Consider the following 23,258-nt stretch of genomic DNA (forward strand, 5'->3'; position numbering starts at 1 on the left):
ATGGCGCTGCATCAACCATCTAAGCACCATGTACATCCCATGCATCTTGCGCAAAAGATGCGTGATTTTCTTAAACGTACCGGGCGTGGACGACGGTATCCTCAGGGGCGCCAACGGCGCTTACTGGTGGAGAACCTGGAGCCGCGCTTTATGCTGTCGGGTGAAGGCATGGTTGTGCCGCCAACACCGGACCCGGACGCTGGGAAAATTGACCACCCCATTGAGGCGCCAGCCGATCTTATCTCCGCCCAGTTTGATTCTAAGGCAACAAACTGGGCCGCAAAGCCCACGCTCTCCCAGCTGCAACACGATCAGCAGGAAGATCAAACAGAAAATTCGGAAATTACCGGATTGCTGTTTGTGGACCCTAATGTTGAAGATGCCGAGGGACTCATTCATGAGGCGCTCACCAGTTCTGGTGCAAGCGCTGATTCTGCTTTTGAGGTGATCTGGTTGGATGCCACCAAAAATGGCATGGATCAAATCAGCAGTTGGTTAAAGCAGTATGACAATTTGGATGCTGTGCATCTAATTGCACATGGTGCGAATGGTCAGATTAATCTGGGCAGTGGCGTCTTGGACAGTGAAAACGTGTCTGAGTATGAAGAGGCTTTGAAACAGTGGGGAGAAGCCCTGTCTGTTGATGCAGACCTGTTGATCTATGGGTGCGATGTTGCCGCGGATGATCAGGGTAAAGCGTTTGTTGCGCAGATTGCCCAACTCACTGGGGCCGATGTGGCGGCCAGTGAAGATCTCACAGGCAACCAAAAAATGGGTGGGGACTGGGATCTCGAGTTTCAGCATGGGATTATTGATACCTCAGCCCTAGCTGTTCGTGGTTATGCACATACGCTGGCGGCAACCCATAATTTTGATGATGGTTTTACCGCTCAGTCGGTCACTGGAGCCAGTGGGGATACTCTGGACTTTTCAGATGTTACCGGTGATCTGGCATTTACCATCAATAGTGACTCCATTACCGTTAATTATGCCGATCAAGGACGCACAGAGACCATTGATGCCAGTAGTGGCAGCTACACCATTAAAGGCGGGCTGGGTAACGACCTGTTTACCATTAACGATGCCACCATACTTGATGGTATCGATGGGGGGGCAGGTGAGGATCAGGTTAACTTCGCAGGTGACTCTGTCAGCCTAACCCATGATGGTTCAGCTACGACCACGGTGGATGGTAACTATGACATCGATAATGTAGAAGATTTAACGGGTCGGATCTCCCTAGGCGGTTCTTTGGTTGATGCCGCCAAGAGTGCGTTTGATAGCTGGTATAACACCGCATCTGCTTTTGTGCAGGATGGGTTGATTTCAACAACGGTACCCATTTTGGATATGAGCCTTGGTGAGGTGATCCAGGGTGGTTTTGGCCTTGCCGGTGTAAACAGCACCGATGAGGTGACAGATCTACTGGGCATTGATACCAATGAGATGATTGATGCATTGGCTGCGGCAGATGCTGCCATCAGTGGCTCGACAGATATGGGGTTATGGGCAGACGGCCTAGCGGATGAGTTTAATGCGCTGGCTGGTACGGATATGTTCCAGATTACAGCGGGTCTATATGACCAGTGGGGGGAGATTCGTTTTGATCTGGACTTTACCAGTGAAACCAACTTTACCACCCCTGTAACCTTATCCGACAGCATCAGTAACGCACTGGCTCAAGCTGGTTTTGATCTGACAGTGGCTAGTGATCTGACGGTCCAAGCAGAGTTGGCAGGTGGGGTTGGCGTTGGTCTAACACTGGCGGGTGTGACCGATCTGGACAATGACAGCTCTGGTTTTGATGGTTTTTTGAAGTTGGATGGACTGGCGCTACGCACAGCGGTAGAAATTGCGGATCTGGCCGCAACGGTTGGCTTATCTGAGCAGATCTTTGGAAGTGGTGCAGCGGCCATATCGGTAACCGATGGATCGATTAACCTACAGGCTCAAGCAAGGCTTAACCTGGATGAAGCCGCAGCAGATGGGGAAGGGCGTATTCGCCTAACGTCGGTTGGTTCCGATGTTGCGGCCATTACAGAAAATCTGGCCTTAGAGGCTTCGGGCTCGCTTGAGGCGACATTACCTCTCAATGCCACACTGGGTAATATTGATCTCTCCAACTATGGTTCACCAACACTGCTGTTGGCTACCGACACCCTGTTTACCTATGATGCCTCCGGTTTTGCGGTAACCACGCCAGAAGTCAACTTGGACCTACAAATTGGTCAAGACCTTAAAGAGACCATTCTTGGTCTGCTTGGTCAGTTGGAAGAGTTGGGAGAAAACCTACCCTTTGGTCTGTTTGATCAAGAAATTCCTGGTTTAGGACAGAGTTTATCTGACCTCATCGGTAATGGTGAGGATGCCACCAACAATGTTGGCGGTACCTTTAAGCTGGCAGATGCAGCAACCAGCTATTTTGATGGTTACAGTTATAGCGGTTCTGATTTTCCTTCCGTTCGTGGGTTTTTACAGAGTTTGAACGACACCCTGTCCGCTCTTATGGCGACCAAATTTACAGCGGATAAACTGGACTGGGCCGATGCCAACCTAGCTGGAGTGGACTTCTCCGCATTGGGTATCGATTTACGCGGTATGGACTTTTCAGGTGCCAACCTGAAAGGTGCTGACTTCAGTGGCCTGGATTTAACAGGGGTTGATTTTTTAGGTGCCGACCTGACAGGGGCCATTTTTAAAGATGGCCTGGATATCGCCACCCTTCATTTAGCTGATTTCCGCTCGGCTATTTTGGATGAAGTTGACTTTAGTGGCCTGGATTTACGTGGCATTAGGCTGGATGGTGCATGGCTTAATAATGTGGATTTCAGCAAGGCCTCTCTTTTAGATATTGATTGGGGATCGTTTAAGTTTGATTCGGGTAAAACCCCGACCTTAACCGATGCGATAACCAATGAGGATTTGAGCAGTATCTTTAGTGGGGTAACGGTTGACTGGCATAACATCAGCTATGGTCTGGACCTTTCAGGGCGTTCTCTGGACTTTAGTGGGTTTGACCTTTCGGGGGTCGATTTTTCTGGTGTCAACCTGTCAGGCATCTCTCTCAATGGGGCTGACCTCCGAGGTAGTCGTTTCTTTGATGCGGTGTTCAGTGCAGACAGTGATCTTTCAAATGCTTGGGCCTTGGATGTGGCGTGGGGCAATAGTGATCTGGGTACGTTAGGGGCAACACTGACCAACCTTGTTGTTGATGCTGACTTTGCGCTGGGCTGGGCCGGGGTTTTGACATTTGATGCGGCATCCGATTTTAGTACGTTTGATTTCAGCGGTTTTGATCTATCCGGCTTAAGCTTTAGTGGTTTTGATCTCTCTGGGGTAAACCTTCGAGGGGCTGACCTGACCGGCGCCAGCTTTGATGGAACCACCGTTACGGATAAGGATACGGACTTCTCCTTTGCGGATTGGCAAGGTATTGACCTAACGGGTTTAACCAACTTATTGGGTACCTTCCGTGGGGTCAATTTTTCGGGTATTGACTTTGATGGCATCACCTTTGACATCGGCTCTTTAGACTTTACAGGTGCTGATTTTAGCGATGCGGCCAATATGGATGGCCTGTTTAGTAATCTCTCTAGCAGCGTCCAACGTCTGTTTGATGGGGTGAACTTTTCTCGGGTAGATTTCTCCGGCTTTACAGGGTTGGACGGCTTGTTGTCGTGGGGCAGCTTTAAAGGCAGTTCTTTCGAAGAGAGTACGATCAGTGGCCGGGATTTTTCAGGTGGGGATTTCTCTAATAGCTCTTTCTTTGGGGCGGATATTACCGATCTGATTTTTGATGGCGCCAACCTATCCGGGGTTGATCTTTCAGGTTTAACCGGTTCCGTGGCCAGTGCCGCAGGGGCGTTTTACGATACCCTCACCAGCATTCCAACCGCTTGGGATGCCACCTTCCTGGCTGATTTAAACAGTGTGGTGGTTGAGGAGATCTTTGAGCAAGGTGCCCCTGGGCCAGCCTTTGCCTTTAGTGGTGGTATTGATTTTACGGGTCAGGAAATTGATCTGAAGTTGAACCTGCAGGCCAATGTGGATGAAAGCTTCACCGCAGATTTTAATCTGGAAAGTGAAGATCTACTGGCAGATTCATTAAGCCTATTACCCACTTTTGGTGTGAGTGGTGAGGCCCATGGGCGTGCCATTGTCGCTCTGGATATGGATCTAGGCACAACACTGGGCCTGCGTGATCGAGATTTGGGCGGTGTGCTGACCCTGCCTGTACCGGATAGCTATGATCCTTATATTTCATTAAACCGTTTTGATCTTGGGGCTAGCCTGGGCATTGGCGGGATTGAGGCCGATCTTACCCTGGCTAACTTCGGTGCTGTCACGGTTGAGTCTGCCGCTGTGGATGCCCAAATTGGTGCCCGGATCTCTCTGGATGACCCCAATGGGGATGGCAAACTCTCTTATTCAGAGATGCAGGCCCTTAAAGATGCCGATAGCAGTGGCTGGTGGAAGAATATTGCCAGCGTGACACCCTCTACACAATTAAATGCTCAGATTGAGGTGGGGGTAGATTCTGGTGTCACCATTGGTGGCAGTGCCGTTACCGATCTGTTGGGTAACCCCATTGTTACCATCGCTACAGACTCGCTCTTTACCATTAATGAGGTTGGTGAGTTTGCTCTAAATAATCCTGAAGTCACCTTAGATGTCGCGCTGAACAGCGAACACAAGACCAAGTTGCTTGAGGTGTTGGATACCCTGAAGAGTGCCGGTGATGGTGCACTGAACTCTGCATTCTTAACCACGGAAATTCCAGGTATTGATCAATCCTTGGCCGATATGTTTGCCAGTAAGGAGAGTGACGATACCCTGATCCAGCGGATTTTTGATCTTAAGAGTACGGCTGAAGCCTATTTTGAGACCACCACCTTGGGCAGTGGTACAGAGACCGCGACCATTAAAGGTTTGGTTGCTGAGCTTAACAGTGCCTTACAAAAAGCTGTGGCCATTAGCTTTGATTCTGCCACGACCGACTGGGCGGGAGAGCAGCTTGCTTATACAGACTTTACAGGGCTCTCTTTGCGTGGTTTTGATTTTACAGGTGCCAATTTAACGGGTGCAGATTTCAGTGGAGCGGACCTGACGGGGGCAAACTTTGCGGGTGCGGATCTTACGGATGTCCTGTTTAGCGGTACAGATGGTGCGGGTCAGACCCTCAAGGCCTCTTTAAATGGTGTCAACTTTACAGGGGCCACCTTGGGTGGCATCGCCCTGTCGGGTTTAGATCTTCGTGGAAGTGACTTCTCTAACGTGGATCTCAGTGGAGTGGATCTGTCTAAATCTCTGCTTGTGGATACTCTGTTTGATGGCGTGACTGTGGATGCCTCGACAGATATCACAGGGGTGCTTTATGACGGTGGTTTAGAGGAGGCGCTGCTCTCTACCGTTACGGGGAGTGCCGTTGAACTGGCCAGTGGTGCAGATCTCAGCAGTTATGACCTTAGCGGTTTCAACCTCTCTGGCTTAACCCTTGATGGTATTGATTTTTCTAATGCTATCTTGACCGGTGCCAACCTACGGGATGCAGGTTTGGCCGGTGCAACCCTAACCGATGCTGACCTTAGTGCGGTCTTTGCCTGGGGTGCTGACTTCTCTGGTGCTACAGGCACCGACAGTGCCACTGTGACCAATATGGTGGTGGAAGATCTATCGGCGATTACAGAAAGTTTTGGGGCTGACCTTAAGGATTTTGCGACCGACAGTGATTTAAGCGGTTTGGACCTTTCCGGCTTTGACCTTTCGACCATTGACTTTAGTGGCAAGGATCTCTCCGGGGCTAATTTGGCGGGGGTTAATTTGGCGGATGCCATCCTTACCACCGCCTCTTTAAGTGATTCCACAGACTTTACCCGTGCTGATCTCTCAGGCTTGACCAAACTAGAGGCCGGGGATGCCCTGCTGCCCGCCACAGTGACGGGGGTGTTCAAGGGGGCCAATCTTGCTGGGTTGGATCTCACAGATCTGGCCTTTACAGGGATTGATTTTTCTGGTGCCAACCTCTCTGAAGTCTCTTTGACGGGAGCTTCTTTGGATATGGCTAATCTTCGGGGGGCTGTATTGGCTGGGGTCAGTGATCTGGCGGCTGTAACCAGTCTTGAAGGGGCTCTGTACGATGCTGCGACTGACTTCTCTGGGGTGGATGATGGTGACCTGACAACCTTAAAATCTTCCATGTTGGAATCCCTTATTGGTCAGGGTGTGGGTGTGGCGATGGATGGGCCGATGTTTGCCTTTGATGGCGGGCTGAACATCCGTGGTGATGAGGTGGTGATAGACCTGAATATGCGGGTTAATTTGGCCCGTGAGGTAGGGGTTGATTTTTCACTGGGTACCGCAGATTTGGATGAAGCCGCCCAAGCGGTTTTACCAGATCTGGATATTTCAGGTCATGCCGCGGCCAACATCTATGCGTTGGCAGATGTCGATATGGGGCTGGTTATAGGCACGGCGGGTGATGGTGGTGTCTTCAGCTTGCCTACACTGGATCCTTATTTCTATGTCAACCAACTGGAAGCTGGGGCTTCGGTCGAGCTGGGCAATGTACAAGCTGATCTGGATGTAGCCGGTATCGCTGATCTCTCCATTGTTAATGGTGAAATGGCTCTCTCAGCCAAGCTAACGGCCGAGATTGAGGACCCCGACGCGGCTGATGGTGAAAACCGTATTACCACAACAGAGGTTACGGATGCTGGTGGGGTAAGCTCCTTAATTACGGTGACACCAGAGGCTGAGCTTGCAGGTATGTTCACCTTTGATGCCTCCACAGCAGGTTTTAGTCTTTCTGATTATGGTTTGATGCAGGTGCATTTTCAGCAAGATGATCTGCTCACCTATGAGGGCAGTGACTGGAGTATCCATAGCCCAGATGTTTGGGTCGATGTACAGATCAGTGAAGATCTAAAAGCCAAGATTCTTGATCTGCTGGGGCAAGTAGAGGATATGGTGGCTGAACTGCCACTGGATCTGTTGGATGAGGAAATTCCAGGTCTGGGCCAGAGCCTGGGACAGATCGTTGGTGGTACAGACTCTGCAGCCAGTGACATTACGGAATATCTTAAGCTGCAAGAGGCTGCTGAAGCCTACTTTACAACCTACACTTTCACAGGGAGTGACTTCCCCTCCGTACGTGGGTTCCTGGATGCAATTAATGATGCTTTGGCCTCTTTAACCTCTGTAGATTTCAGTCTAGATGAGACCCTAGATTGGTCCGGTGCCAATTTGGCAGGGGTTGATTTTTCAACCATGGGCTTGGATCTGCGTGGGGTTAACTTCTCCGATGCTATCCTCAAAGGGGCGAACTTCACCGGTTTGGATCTGACAGGGGTTGATTTTTCTGGGGCAGATCTCAGTGGTGCTATTTTCCAGACCGATGGTATCGGTAAGGCCATTATCCGCTTGGCAGATTTTAGTGAAGCCATTTTAGATGATATTGACTTCAGTAGTCTGGATCTTCGTTGGGCTAATTTGAGCAATGCCAGTTTAAGTGGTGTGGACTTTAGCTCGGCAGGTTTGCTGGATGTTGAGTGGGGCCGTCCTGAGTGGCTACGTGGAGAGATCCCAGATCTGACCGGGGCACTGAGTAATATCGATATCAGTGCTATTTTTGGTAGTCAAACCGGTCGTGGGTGGAACTTGTGGGGTGAAGGTTTAGACCTCTCCTCTCTAAATTTTGACCTCAGTGGTTTTGACCTGTCCGGCCTGCGCTTTGAGGGTGTGGATTTGACCGGGCTTAAGCTGGTTGGCGCCAACCTTAGAGATGCCATTTTCAGTGCCACCGCCATATTGGATAATGCAGATCTGAGCAATGCCTTTGCCTATGGTGTGGATTGGGGCGGGTTGGATCTGCCCAGCCTAAATGTCACCCTGGACGATTTGGTTGTTGAAGCGGATTTCAGTGAAGCTTGGGTGGGAATCAAAAAGCTGGTTGCAGGTGTTGACTTTAGCGGGTTTGATTTTAGCCATTTAGATCTTTCTGACCTTGATCTGAGCGGTATTGACTTTAGCGGGGCTATCTTTAGTGGTGTTAATTTCAAAGGCGCCAACTTCAGCGGCTCTACCTTTGATATAGATACCGATTTTTCATTCTCCGACTGGCGTGGGGTTGATCTGAGTGGCTTTACAGATCTCATCGGTCAGTTCAGAGGGGTGAATTTTTCAGGCTTAGATCTGGACGGTATTACCTTTGACGTCGGCAGTTTGGACTTTACAGGGGCTGATTTCTCCGGTGCCTTGAATCTGGGTGGCTTGTTTAGCACTCTTTCAGACTCTGTTTTACGCTTGTTTGATGGGGTCAGTTTTGAGGGGGTTGATCTCTCCACAGAGACAGCTAATAACGGTAACTTTAAGTGGGGCAGCTTCAAGGGCGTCAACTTCTCAGGTGTCGACTTTACCGGTATTGATCTGTCTGATGTTGATCTCACGCTCTCCCTCTTTGACGGGGCTATTCTGGAGTCCACCATTTTTGATGGTGCATCGTTAAGTGGGGTGGATTTCTCGGGTGTTACAGGGGCTATTAGCAGTGCTGCTGGTGCCTTTTATGATGCCGCGACCTCACTGGCTGGTACCTTTAGCGACACTATAACCGCCACCATGAACGAAGTAGCGGTGGAAGAGATCTTTGCCACCGGTGCCCCAGGGCCTGCTTTTGCCTTTAGTGGGGGGGTAGATTTTAGTCGTGACGAAATTGATCTGAACATGAACCTTCAGGTCAATGTTGATAAGACCTTTAATGAGGCATTTGCCTTTAGCAGTGATGATCTACTGCCCGAAGCTTTGGCTCAAGTGGGTAGTTTGGATATTGCTGGTGAAGCGTATGGTCGTGCCATTGTCGCCCTGGATTTTGATCTGGGCACAGTCATTGGTTTGGAGTCCACCGATGTGGGGGGGGGGATCTCTGTTCCACTACCTTCCAGCTACGATCCTTACTTTAAACTGAATCGTTTTGATGTCGGTGCGGCGTTGGGGGTTCAGGATATTACGGCCTCCATGGACCTGGCTAATATTGTGGGTGTCACGGTCGATAGTGCCTCGATCGGTGCCAAGGTAGCCGCCAGTGTGGGGGTTGATGATCCCGATGGCGATGGGCGCTTTTACTACAGTGAGTTGCAGTCACTTAAAGCCGCAGATGCTGATGGGTGGATGAGCAACTTGGTCTCTGTCACCCCAGGCGCAACATTTGATGCCCAGTTTGAGGTATCCGTTGATGTTGGGGGGAATAGTGATTTGGGTGATCTCCTGGGATCGCCCATTGTGGCACTAAAGAGTGACCAGCTGTTCAGTGTGGATGATAGTGGCAGTGTGCAGTTTAATGCCCCTGAATTCTATATGGACATTGTGCTGCTAGAAGATCATAAAACCAAACTTCTGGATATTTTGGGTGAACTAAAGAGTGCCGGGGATGGTGCCCTTAATTCTGATCTTTTGACGACCAAAATCCCTGGTTTAAACCAAAGCCTCTCCGAAATTTTTGGTGCCCAAGAGGGTGAAGATACGATTTTGCAGAAGATCTTTGATCTGCAAACCGATGCTGAGACTTACTTTAACACCACCCACCTTGCAGACAGCCCTGTAGGGGATGAGCCCAAGGCCACCATACGTGGCTTGGCAGATGCCCTGAACACAGCCTTGACCAAGGCGGTAGCCGTACCCTTTAACCCAGCCACCACAGAGTGGGCCGGTAAAGCGTTGGCCTATACGGAATTTAAAGGGATGTCCCTTAGACATTTCGATTTCAGTGGGGCTGACCTGACCGGGGCTGACTTTAGCGGTGCTGACCTGACCGGGGTGGATTTCTCCGGTGCTGACCTGACCGGGGCGATCTTTAGTACCACAACCGATGGAACCACGACCCGCGCCCGTATGGGGGGGGTGAACCTGCAAGGGGCGATACTGGATGGTCTTTCGCTGAGTGGCCTGGACCTACGGGAAGCCGATTTATCTCATACCGACTTATCTGGTGTCGATCTGTCTAACGCCATGGTGGTGGGTGCGCGTTTGGCCAATATTCTAACCGACGACAGTACAGATATTAGTGGCCTGCTCTACGATGCGGGTGGTGTTGATCTGTTGGGTGGTGATGCCGTGGGTACCGCGCTACAGCTGGCAGCGGGTGCAGACCTGACGGGGTATGATCTGGCGGGCTTTAATCTGGCCGGCCTGGACCTGACCGGGGTTAATTTGACCGACGCAGATCTAAGTGGTGCCAACTTGCGGGATGTGGTGCTAACCACAGCCACCTTAGCGGGTGCCGATTTTAGTCAAGCCTTCGCCTGGGGGGTGGATTTCTCGGATAGTACCGGGGGAGACAGTGCCACGGTGACGGACATGCTGGTGGAGGATGCCTCGACCATCGCCAGTTCGGTTGGTTTTGGCGATACACTCAAAGATTTTGCCACCAAGACAGATTTTGAGGGGTATGACTTCTCTGGTTGGGATCTATCTGAGATCGACTTCAGTGAAAAAGATTTAACCGATGCTCTGTTGCGTGGTGTGGATTTGACCGGTGCCACTCTATCCACGGCGACCTTAAGCAAGGGGAGTGACTTTAGTGGGGCAGATCTCTCCAGCCTACAGGTGCTGGATGATAGTTATGGTGTTTTGCCCACGGCTGTCTCGGGTATTTTTGCCAATGCCAACTTGGCTGGGTTGGATCTTTCAGAAATGACCTTCCTTGGGGTGGACCTGTCTGGGGCCAACCTTTCGGATGTCGATGTAGAAGATGCTTCTTTTGATCAAGCCAATCTAAAAGGGGCGGTACTGAGTGGTGTGACTAACTTTGCCACCAGTGATGCCTTTGAAGGGGCGGTTTACGATGGTCTGACCAAATTTACGGGTACGGATGCAGACACCATCAAAGGCAAGATGGTGCAATCGGTGGTGGAGAACAGTCAGTTCAAGACCGGTGGGCCTATGATCACCTTTGCGGGTGGTCTGGATATGAGTGGTGATGAGGTGGTGGTAGACCTCAACATGCAGCTCAACTTAGCCCAAGAGATGGCACTGGACTTTAGTCTTGGTGTCGCGGACCTCCCCGATGAAGCCGCAGCTTTGGTCCCAGACTTCTCCCTGTCTGGTACTGCCAATACCATGGCTTATGCCATTGCCGATGTGGATATCGGTATGGTGTTGGGTACCAAGGATGTGGGGGGTGTCTTTTCGTTACCAGACCCTTCAACCGCAGACCCGTTCTTTTTTGTAAATCGTTTGGAAGCTGGTGCAGAGCTGGAGTTGGGTAATCTGTATGCCAGTGTCGATGTGGCAGGTCTGGCTGAGATTGAGGTGGTGGATAGCTACTTGGATCTCTCGGCCAAAGTTAATCTGGAAGTAGATGATCCGGATGACAGTGATGGCGAAAATCGCATTCTTAAAAGTGAGTTGGATGCGGTGGATGACTTTGCCGACCTGGTAACCATTACCCCTGTGGGTAAATTGGATGCTGAGTTTGTATTGAATGCCAAAGGGGATGGTTTTGATCTCAGTGACTTTGGTAACCCGACCCTACGTTTGCAGTCTGAGCAACTGTTTGCCTACAACGATGTCGATCTACGTTGGGAGACAACCTCGCCAGACCTCTACATGGATGTACAGGTTACTGAAACACTGAAAGACAGTATTTTAAGCCTGCTTAATACCATCGACTCCACCGGAAATGGCTGGTTAGGTTTTGATCTGCTGAACGGTGATATTCCAGGTTTGGATAAGAGTATCAATGAGCTGTTGACCATTGATAGTGACTTGAGCGATGGCGAGACCATTGATGTCTTTGCCCTTGAAGCCGCAGCAACAACCTATTTTGCCGACTTTGATTTCAGCACAACCTTCCCAACACTACGGGGTATGGTGAATGCGCTAAAAGCGGCTTTGATGGAAAAACTAAACCTGCCTTTTGATGGCAGTACGGTGGATTGGGCTTTCGCCAAGCTTTCTGGAACCGATTTCAGCTCAGTTTCTGATCTGCGTAACTTTATCTTCCGTGGTGCTCAGTTAGATGGGGCAACATTTGATGGGTTGGATCTCTCTGGCATCAATTTCCGGGATGCCATCCTGGACGGTGCCAGCTTCAATGGGAGTTCAATCTTACGTTTGGCTGATTTTAGTGGCGCCAGTTTGCTGAACATTGACTGGACGGGTATTGATCTCACAGGGGTTAATTTCTCAGGTGTTAATCTGCAAGGTGCCGATCTGAGTGGGTTGAATCTGGCTGGGGTAAACTTCCGAGGGGCCAATCTTCGGGGTGTGGATTTAAGTGATACCAACCTTCGGGGTGTGGACTTTAGCGGGGCGGATCTTAGAGGGGCTGACTTAAGTAAAGCTTTGGCTGTGGATGTTACCTGGTCAGATATTGACTTTGGCAGCTTTACGAACAGTGATGGAACCACGACCGAGACCGTACTGACAGGGCTTGTCACCGACCGAGCGCTCAAGAGCATGTTTGGTTCGACATTGACCGCCGATGTTAAACGTCTGCTCACCGGGCAGATGGCGGGCTACTTAACCCTGGATGGCTATACCTGGGATGGTTTTGATCTCTCTGATTTAGATCTGAGCAACATTGATTTTGATAATCTCTCTCTGCAAGGGGCCAACCTACGGGGTGTGAGCTTTGCCAATGCTTCATTTGATACGGTTGATTTGACCGGGGCTTTTGCCTATGAAGTGGATTGGAGTGACATTACAGATGGTCTGAATGTCGCTATTGATGGGAGCAACCACAGTACCATCACAGCCACAGGTTTGGCTTATCTGTTGGATGGTACCAGCAGTGGTAGCAGCTGGCTGAGTGCTGATGGTGCGAAGTTCTCTGTTATGAGTGGGATCGCAGACTGGAGTGGATTTAACTTCCATGGTTGGGATTTAACCGGTGTCGATTTTGGCGCTCTTGGGGATATCGATTTTTCAGGGGTGGACTTTGGCTTTACCACGTTGGTCGATGTCGCCTTTGGCAATGCAACGTTTGATGGCGATACCCGCTGGACTGGCTCAACCTGGAAAGGGGCCTCCTTCGGAGCCTCTGCGCTGTTGGATGGTCTTTTTGGTCAGGTCAACTTCTCTGGGTTTGATTTCAGTGGTACCAGTGGTCTGGACTTTACCGATATCACCAAGTGGGATTTTGACCTCAACAGTTTGCTCGACTTCTCAGGCGCCAAGTTTGATGGGGCCACCAGTATTGAAAAGCTGTTGGCTGGTCTCTATCTCAAGCACAGTGACTTAAGCCCCTCCGCGACTCAGAACCTGAATTTTGGCTGGGCAGATTTTGGTAGCCTAGATATCTCAGGGATCTTTGATGGTTCATCCCTGTCGTCCTGGCTGACCGACTTAGGCTTTGAACATGACGACAGTGGTACCCATAGCTTTGGCGACCTGTTCAAAATGGGCTCCTTTAAAGGGGTGGATCTTTCAGATTTTGAACTGCCAGATTTCAGTTTTGATTTCAGCAGTGTCGATCTGAGCTTTGGTTCTTTCTTTGATGACAGTGATGATAGCAGCAGTGCAACTTTCACCTTTGATGGTGCAAATCTGCGTGGTTTGGATCTGTCAGGCATTGCTGATGTTGATGTGGTCTCTGCAGCCAGTGCGTTCTACGATGCTCTAACAAGCTTTAGTGTGGAAGATGAAGGTACATTGACCTTTGCCGCCAATATGGATGAGGCGGTCTTGGATGATGTCTTTGCTGATTTGGATGGTCCTGAGTTTGCCCTGACCCCTTCCTTTGATACGGCTGACTCTGAGGTCACGCTGGGTTTCAATGTTGCCATTAACATTGACCGTTCCGCGCTATACGACTTTGATTTTGGCCTCTCTGATCTGGCGGGTGAAGCGGCCTCTTCCATTGCAAACCTACAGGTTACTGGTTCAGCTTTGGGTCGCTTTGTCTTTGCCTTGGATCTGGATGCCGGTGTGGCGGTAACCACCCGTAGTGAAGATACTGGTTTTGCGGGACCTCTACCTGTTCCTTCCGATGCTGAACTCTTTTTCAGGCTCAACCGTTTTGATACAGGTGCCGCCCTGGATGTGATGGGGCTGAATGTGGAGGCCTCTCTGTTGGGGGATCTGGCCACTGCAGAGATCGCGGATGGGAGCTCCTTCTCGGCTAAGGTTGCCGCTTCTATTGCGATGGAAGATCCCGACAATGAAGATGGGAAGGGACGCATAACGGTTGCGGATCTTGAGGGAGAAACGGTTACTGATTATATCACCTTTACCCCTGCCGTTGCTTTTGAAGGAAGCTTGCTGTTTGATGCCAGCGCCGGTGGCTTCAACGTCAGCGCTTGGGGTAATCCCACCCTAACCATTACTTCGGAAATTGTGGAAGGGGATCTGGCGGTCTCCTACCTGTTTGATGTCAGTATTGATAATGCCACGGTTAAATCCAAGCTGGAGGATATTTTCCAGACAGCTGCGGATGTCGGGGCTTCTATTGATGATCTGGGTATTCTCAATACCAATCTTCCTTTTGTAGATACGACCCTCTCTGACCTATTGGCCAGTGATGATGGCCGTACATTGGGGGATTACTTTAGCTTCCAGCACACCAGTTCGGATGGTACAGAAAGCGATGTACTGACCGATTATTATGCCTCATCCGGTACGCACACCTATTCTGGTCTGATCCAGTGGTTACGCGACTACCTAGGGGCCACGGGTGAATATTCTGATCTGACACCTCTTTTCCCCGATACCTACGGTTCGACTACCGTTGGTCCTTTCCAGGTCAGTGGTGGCTTGGACTTTAACAATACGGAACAACAGTTGGTGGAGGTGGATGCCACAGGCGGCACCTTTACCCTGACCTTTGATGGATCTGAGACTTCTGCCCTTGATTACAATGCAGATATCAGTGTTGTCGAAGCGGCTATCCAGTCAATCTTGGGGGCTGGTGAAGAGGTTGCTGTAACCGGTAGTGCCGGCTATTACATGGTCTCATTCATGGGGTCTTTGCGGGGGACCGATGTCTCCATGATGACCAGCACAACGACAAGCCTTACAGGTGGTGCTTCGACAGCAAGCATTGCAGCACAAAAAGAGCTGCGCCTGGATCTGGCCATGAATCTGGATAAGCTCTTTGAGCTACCCTTTGTCATGGATGATTCTCTGGACTCTCTGGGGCTTGGTTTTGATGCCAGTGGCAACATGCAGTTGGATGCTGACCTGGGTATCGACCTTAGTTTTGGTTTGAGTTTTGATGATCTGAGCAGTATCTCCCTGGGTGATGATGATGTGTTTGTCCAGGTTCATGAGATGGATGCCAGTGTTGAAGCTTCTATGACTGGCTTTAACGCTGGGGTCTCGGTGGGGGTCTTGGAAGGTAAGATCGATGACGGTTCCATCGTCTTTGCCGCCAATGCTTCCATGGATCTGAACCCTGATGAAGATACCAGCCATAATGCGCGTCGGGTGACCCTGGCGGATATCAATGCGGCGAGCTCAGTAAAAGACCTTATTGATGCCTCTGCAACGGTCTATGCCAATGCTGATCTGCCTATCCAGGTTAACCTGTTTGGGGCGGATACCTCAGCCTTGACCGGTGGGCAACCAAGGATCACTGTTGACTGGGGGTCTGTTGGCGCACCGATCTCTATTGAAAACATCACCACAACTACACCAACCATTACAAAGTCCAACTTTACGGATCTGGCCAGTTTCTCTTCCATGACCCCGGCACAGATCGTCAATATGATGAAAAAGGTTGGAGATTTCCTCAGCCAGTTCAGGGATTCTGAGCTATTTGAAATTGGGGTGCCCTTCACCGATGTGGAGTTGGGAGATGTCTTTGACTTTACCTATGGCTTTGTTCAGACACTGGATGAAAATCTTTCCGGTATCCTGGCCATGGACATTACGGCGGGTCAGAGTATCTCACCAGTCTTAACCGATGATGTGGCCTTTGACCTCGTGCTGCGTCGGGCTGGAGAGATGCAGCCTGAGATCTTCACCATCTATATTTTGGCTTCCGAAACCACCAGCTTTACCTCAATTGATGAGCTGGCCGAACTGATTAACCAGAAGGTTGCAGAGGTTGGTGGTGGTGCGCTGTTGGTACAGAGCGATCTGCCCAGTTGGGTCAGTCAGAGCGATGAGGTTACAGAAAGCCTTGATGCAGAGGTCGGTGCCAGTGCCACGGTGGATGAAACCACCATTGGTGGTGAAGCATATGCCACACAACAGGTTCTGAACCTGGGTATTGCTACGGGCACATTAACCTTTAAGCTGGATGGTAAAACGGATCAGGCCATAACCATTGCAGCCAGTGACACGGATGATGAGATCAAGGACAACATCAAAGGTGCCTTGACTGATCTAATCTTTGACAATTTGCTGTTTACTGATGATATCGCCTCGGCCAAAGCCAACTTTGAGGTCGCGGGTAGCCGGGATGAAGGTTTCCGTATCAGTTATGCCGGAGGGTTGGCTGGTAAAGATTACAGTGGCGTGAATATCACCTTTAGTGCCAATGCACCTGAAGGGATTATTTCTGCCATTCAAGATGGTGCCTCTGGTGTTGGTGAAGAGCAGATCCTTAGTATTGCGGGCGCTAAGAGTGGTCGTTTTTCTTTGACCTATGGTACCCAGACAACGGATCCCATCCGTTTCTTGCTCAACGATATTACCAACTCCCCCAAGCAGATTCAGCAAGCGTTAGAGAAGCTCTCCAGTATTGGAGCCGGTAATGTCCAAGTCTCATTCCTCAACAGTTATGTGAATGAGACAACAGGTAAGACCATTACCACACCAGGTACGGCGCCTAAATACAAAATTGAATTTATTGGTGATCTGGCGGGTACCAATGTATCGGAGTTGAAGGTCAATACCGGTGCAATCAAGTGGGGTACAACGGTGCCCAGTGGCCGTATCCAAGGCTTTGAAGTTGATACTGTAGCAGGCACTGGGGTTAATGATACGCCTGAGAAACAGAGTGTGGAGGTCTATGTAGAGGCAGGGCAATCCGCCAGCTTTGATCTGGATATTGTGTGGAATGGACAGACCTATAGCACAGCCTCCATTGATCATGACGCCACCGCCACAGAGATGCGTGAAGCCATTGAGGCGGCCAGTAACGGTAGTGGAACCCTAGGAGCTGTTACGGACAGTGGCGAAACGGCGGATATTAAGGTAACCACCGGTGGGGATGGTTTCTGGAATATTACATTTGATGGTGCCTTAGCTGGTGTTGATATCGATCTGATGAGTGGTACCTGGACAGGTGTTGACGCCCCGGATGTTAGCCTAAATACCAGCACTGTTGGTGGGTACACCAGTGAGGTGCTAGAGGTTGTCTTTGGCTCAGGTTCAGGTCAGTTCAAGCTACAGCTTGGTAGTAATGGTACCGTTTCTGAGACTTTATCTGCGACGGCAACACCGGAAGAGATACAACAAATTCTGGAGGATATGACCGGAATTGGTGATGGGAATGTTGAAGTATCTGGCTATGAAGGCAACTGGACCATCAGCTTTACCGGGGATCTTGCGGGTCAGAATATCGATACCCTCAACTTCCTGCCCATTCAAAGTGTTGCTTTTGATGCGTCAACCCAAGACAGCTTTAAAGTAAAATTTGCTGGTAGTGAAACGGCCTTTGCTGATCTTAGCTCCGTGGATATTTCTGGTAAGAGTGATTCTGAAATTCGCCTGTTACTGCAAGAGGCGATTGAAGGGCTGGATGATGGGTTGGATTGGACCAACGTTGGGGTGCTTGCTGCAGATACCGATGAAGGCGAAGCTCAAAAATGGGAGATCGTGTTTGTTGGTGATCTGGCGGGTAAGACCATGGAGGCTCTCTCCTTTGAGTTTACCAAAGGGTCCACCACCAACAGTGTTGAGGCTGAAGCGGTCGTTAGTAGTCTGATCCAGATTGTAGCAACAGAAAAAACCACCAGCAGTGGTGTGACCAGCGGTATTTTGCAGATTAAACCGACGGATGTAGATGACTTTGTGGGTATGGCCATGACACCAGGGGCGGGTGTTGCGGTGGATGTTCTCACCTATGGTTCCCCTGCAGGTGATACAGCCATGCAGCGGCTGTTTGTGGTGGATGCCGGTATCCATAGCGGCGAAACGTCACAGTACAAGCTCCAATTTGAAGATAATGATGGCAACAGTCACGAGACCGCTGCCATTGATTGGGATGCCACAGCCAGTGAGGTGGAATCCGCACTGAACAGTGCTCTAAGCGGTGTGGGTACGGTTACGGTGGCGGATACCGATACGGAAGAGGTCAATATTTCACCCTCTACCATCGCCTTTGATATCACCTTTGGTGGTGACCTGGGCAACCTGTCCATCAACACCCTCTCTGCAACCTTTGAGGATCTACGTTCCAAACCGGGTGCTATGGCTGATGCCTATACCCTGCGCCATGGGGCCGCAGCAACGGATATTGCTGATGCGGTCAATGAGGTACAGCGTGTTTGGTTTGATGATGTTGTTGGGGGTGGGTTTGGTATCTCGGTCTATTACGGTGGTACCTACTATAATCCTGAGCAGGCCTGGACATGGGGTGACTCAATTGAGGAGATGGAGAGCGAGCTGGAAAGCTCTCTGGCAGAGGCTTTTGGGGGTCTGAGTGCCGATGAGGTCAGCGAATTGTTGACCTTTACTGAGGTACCTGATGGCGGTGGCTCTATAGATATTGAATTTGGTGGTGTCTTGGCTGGTACCGATATGGAAACGGTACTGGTCACCGATACTTGGCTGACGGGCGAGACCCATTCAACCTCTTATGCTGATCCTTCGGTACTGGGCTTTGCAGCGGGTGGTCAGGATGCCTATGCCATTACAGGTCCTAAATTCAACACCATGGATAAGTTTGCCGAGGTGTTTGCCGACGCCATTAATGATCTGCTCCCCGATGGTGAGAGTTATGATCTGGCGGCTCGGTTTGACGCCACCAATATGGACTTCCTGTTTGATATCAAAATTGAGCCTGAGCTTCCAGAGATGGAAGAGGATATTGATCTGGGCTTTGAATCGGACATTATTTCACTGGATGCCGATGGTAAATTTGTTATCACTCCAGGGATCACTTTTGAAACCACCATCGGGATCGATTTTGATCGTCCGGATGATTTCAATCTGAACAGTGCCGGTGTGGCCCGAGCCGCAGTCAATGGTGGTGACTTTACAGACAGTGCGGATGGTCCGCCCGCCATGTTCTTGGAAGATCCATCACAACCCTTTGATGATTTTACCGACCCGGACGCTACCCCAGCAGATAATGAGACCAACTTAACGGTGGATGGTAACTTTACCATCACCTTTAATGATCAAGAGAGCTATGACGTTACGGTCTCTGCGGCAGCTCAGGTGGATAACAACAGCTACACGGACCTGATGGATGACATTCAGGACGCGTTGAATGGTGTCAGTGTAAAGGCCAATGGTCTGCTGGCTTCAGGTGGCTTTAGTAACCTGGGTGAGGCGGTAAAGATCAATTGGGACACTACAGCTGAACAGCAGAGCTTCCAGTTTGAATCCCGTACCTCCCTCTCCACCATGGGGGTTACCATTAGTAGCTCTGATCCTATGGCAACTGAGCTGTTGATGGTAACGGGTAGTGCGGATAGTTATGCCGAACGTGGGTTCCCTGAAACTGGCAAAGTCTATAGTGATTTTTCAGATACCTCCAGCAGTGTCGCAGGCATCGCTTTTGATCTGATTGTGGATGGGGACAGTGACAACCCCTTTACCATCGCTGTGGATGCTGGGGATATCTCAGGTAACAGTTCTATTGATGATTTGATCTCAGACATCCAAGCGGCAATGGATGCCGAAACCAGCCATGATTGGTTAACCAAGAAGGGGTTGGGCTCTCTTGGTGATGTGGTCAAAATTGTTCAAGACAATGACTACCTGACCTTTGAGGTCAGTGGTGGTATGGCGAGCAACCTGGAGCTGCGTGCTCAAGATAGTGACCCGATCATCAACCAGTTGGGCTTCTTGAATGGAAGCCTTGCCAAGACCACAGGGGTCTCTTTGTTCCTGCAGGATGCCTTCCTTGGTGGCAACATGGTGGTGGGGATTCAGGACTTTGAAGCCACAGGCACCATTGGTGAAATGTTGGAAGCTTCCATGGGTGAAATGGAGGCGGTGTTTGATGCTGGGGTGAGTGCTCAGCTTAAGAATGGTAGTGGTTCAGAGCCAGGTAGTCGTGTCTACATTAGCGATCTACTACAAGCGGCCAAAGATCAGAGTGGCCAGCTTGGCCTGTTGGGGGATATCACCGTTGATAGTGCGGGTGGCTCCACGGTGGGACATGCTGGACCATTAGATACGCTGGGTAGTGGCGTGATGGAACGGGATCTCGGTATTCGTATGACCGTGACCGAAGCCTCCCCAGCCTCTGGAGCAGAAGCGGTTGAGCATGAGATTGATGTAACCCTGCGTACCAGTGATACCATCGGTAATAGCTCGGTGGCGGATCTGGCCAGTGATCTGAACAGTGCCATCACAACCGCACTGAGTGAAGCAGGCATTACGGATTTCAGCAGCCATACCTTTATCTCTACTGGTAACCCCTATGCGGATGATGGTTCGGTGGACAGCAGCACCACCGCCTTGAAGTTCCATGCACCAAGTTCTTATCTGCTGGATATTACTGGTCGTGCTCTGATCAGTGATTTTATCACCTCTTTGGAATTTACAGACTCAACCTACACCGAAGGCACAGCGCCTGTTGCCCGCTTGTTGATCGATGATATCAGCGCCCAAGCAGGGGACTTGAACCTGTTCCCTGCGGATGCGGCGCCGACCATTGAGATTACCGTTCCGGTCCTTGATGTCTTTAAGGGGGAGATCAACCTTAAAGATGCCATTGATGTTCAGATCATTGGTTTGGATGCGCTCTCCGGCTTTAAGAACCTCTCCTGGTCGTCCATTATCGATGGCATTAAAATGGTCACCGAAATGCTGGCGCAGATGGAGTCTTTTGAGTTCCTGGATCAGGATATTCCCATCATCGATAAGAGTGTGGTGGATATGCTGGATATTGCCAGCCAGTTCGCCCATGCCATTGAGGAGATCGAGGCCAACCCTGCAGCGGGTATCGATTCCCTGCAAGATGCCTTGGCAGATGGTTTTGGTATCAGTGAAGATGAGGTGAAGCTGGACTTTGATCCGGTGGGTAACGCCATCTCTATCAATCTTCCCTACACCTTCCAGTTGGCCGATCAGGACTTCCCGATCAATATCAGTTTTGATGATCTGCGAGCCCTGGTAGGTAGTGGTCCCATTGATGACATTATCGGTACGGTTCAGTCCCTGGTTGATGTGGGGGCTGCGGCTCAGGTTCGGGTTAAATCCGATGCACAGATCAACCTCTCCATGGGTATCGATTTAGATTCTGGTGAGATGTTCCTCTACGATTACGACGATGGTGGAACCACCGATGACTTTACCGACGATGCCGGTCTCTACACCCGTTTAACTGCAGAGGTTGAGGGTACTGAGCTGGAGTTTGCGGCTAACTTGGGTCCCGTGGTTCTGGATATCTCTGGCGGTACAGCGAATATTGATGCTCAAGCCGGACTGTTCCTCTATGACGATCCTGCGGGTGCACCAGGGGCAGGGGATGGACGTCACTACTTAAGCTCCGCGGTGTCTGTACGACAAATTGCGGAAGGTGAATCCCAAGGCTTGGTTTGGGGTAGTTCAGACGCCTTGACCGATAGTGTCAGTGGGGATCTCCACAGCATCAGTTACGATGCAGACGATGCGTTCCGCCTGCTGTTGGAAGTGGAGGGAAAAACCTACACCTCCACCCTGTTTAATCGCTATATGACCGCGGATGAAATGTCTGCCCATCTGGAAGATGCCTTCAGCTTTGAAGGGCTCTCCGGCGCCACTGTTAGTGGTGCTGATCTTGAGGTTGACAGTGACGGCATACCAACTGGTTGGGACTTTACCATGGGGGGGACGCTGGCTGGTGAAACCGTCGCCGTCACAGCAGAAAAAGTTACGGATATTGCCCCGACCGATGAAGTTCAGTGGGTGAAAATTCCCTCTGGCAGTGGTGGTACCTTTACCCTCTCTTTGGAGTATGACGGTAGTACCTACACCACCGCAGATATGGCTTGGGATGCCGACAGCAGTGCTGTACAGAGTGCCTTGAATACGGCCATCAGTGCCACAGGTGGCAGTGTCACGGTTGCCGCCCATGATGACAGCAACAGTGCCCTGGGTTGGGACATCACCTTTGGTGGGGATCTGGCCGGTGTCGCACTGGAAAATATGAGTGCCGATGGTGATAAGCTGACCCATCAAGGGGCGATTGCCACCCAGGTAGATCAACTGGGTAGTGATGATGGCACAACCCCCAGCAATACTAAGCAGTGGCTTAATGTGGTTGCCGGCACCAGCGGCAGCTTTACGCTGAGCTATGTGGAAGGCTCCACAACCTATACATCGGCAGCCATTACCTACAGTGAAGATGCCGATACCCTGGCAGCCAGTATCCAAACCGCTTTGCAAAATGCGTATGACAGTGGTGCCAGTGATACAGTAACGGTCACGGCCAACACGACCCGTGGTGGTTTTAATATTGAATTTGCGGGTGGTTTGGCTGGTAAAGCTGTTGCGCAAATTGCAGCCGATACCACCAACTTGACCGCAGGTATTTTTGGAACCCTGTTCCGTGATATCGATGCCGACTTCAGCGGTTCTGCATCGGTGATCTTACCCACCAGCTTGGGTCTGGAAGGGGATGTCTTTGACGAGATTATCGACCTTGGTTTGGTGCCGGGATTGACCAACCCCATGGATATGGGGAATGTTGAGATCCATGTGACGGATTTAAAATCCATGATCACGGCGTTGGTGGATCCAGACAGCTCCATCACCACCAACATGATGACCGATGATAGCGGTATTGATGACTCTGCGCTGGTTAACTACAAGTTGCCGGATATCGCTGAGGTGTTGGACGCATTTAAACTGATGAACAACCCCTTCCTGCGTTTGTTGCGGGATCCTTCCATCATCGTTGATGGTATTGACTATGTACTGAAAGGTATGCAGACCGGTCTGGATGCCGCAGCATCTCTACCACTGCCCTTTATTGGGGACCAGTTGGCTCAGGGTGCGCAGTTCATTGGTGATTTCCGTGGTTCTGTGGTGCAGGGCATTCGAGATGCGCTGGATAGTGCCTTGACCGAATATGGTGGGATGGAGAACGCCCTACGTTACTTCCTGTTTGATGTCTTTACCGACGATACCGATGGGGATGGTGTCATTGATCCGGCCTC

At 50.6% G+C, this 23,258-nt stretch carries 1 protein-coding gene (cut by a window edge); it reads left to right on the plus strand.

What is annotated here, in order from left to right:
* Positions 1 to 23,258, plus strand: the 5' portion of a protein-coding gene (locus V5T57_RS15170; protein ID WP_332892088.1) for a pentapeptide repeat-containing protein. 11,650 nt of this gene lie beyond the right edge of the window; 23,258 of the gene's 34,908 nt are visible here — the first part of the coding sequence; its start codon is at positions 1 to 3; its stop codon lies beyond the right edge, outside the window.

It is taken from the genome of Magnetococcus sp. PR-3, assembly GCF_036689865.1.
Classification (GTDB): Bacteria; Pseudomonadota; Magnetococcia; order Magnetococcales; family Magnetococcaceae; genus Magnetococcus.